General features: G+C 49.4%; 2 protein-coding genes. Both read right to left on the reverse strand.

Going from position 1 to position 439, the window contains the following annotated elements; all coding sequences use genetic code 11:
- The coding region (locus P3R27_RS14805) for a type II toxin-antitoxin system RelE/ParE family toxin (RefSeq protein WP_301399183.1) at window positions 1-198 on the reverse strand (198 nt) is incomplete at its 3' end.
- Between the two features lie 57 nt (window positions 199-255).
- On the reverse strand, window positions 256-439 hold a 184-nt coding region (locus P3R27_RS14810), incomplete at its 5' end, for a hypothetical protein (RefSeq protein ID WP_301399184.1).

Consider the following 439-nt stretch of genomic DNA (forward strand, 5'->3'; position numbering starts at 1 on the left):
TGACCATCCCTGAAATGGCCCGGATAGCCGCTTGTAATAGTTACCCGTGGGGTGATGCAAATCACGCTCTTGCTGCGCGGCGGCCAATATATCGAGCTTTCTGGCCAACTGCCGCTCGAGCACGCCGGGGATCAGACGGCTGCGTTTGCTTTCCAGATAGAACTGCTCCAGATAGCGATCGCGGAAAGATTTAATCATGCTTTCCCCCTTCCATAGGGACTGGCAGTGTAACATTTAAAGTTACACCTCGTCAGGTTAAAAAAACGTCGACATGGGTGCTTGGGAGGGAAAGGTTAATGTTGTTAAAGGAGAAAAGGGACGCGGGTTTTCAGATACGCGGCGCAATACGCAATTTATCCGAAAAAACATTTTACTGACGGGCGTTTTTAGGGGATAAACAGCCCAAATTTTATCAGTCAGGAGGGGCAATGAGCCAACT

The organism is Enterococcus spodopteracolus, from assembly GCF_030441955.1.
GTDB classification, from domain to species: Bacteria; Bacillota; Bacilli; order Lactobacillales; family Enterococcaceae; genus Enterococcus_B; species Enterococcus_B spodopteracolus.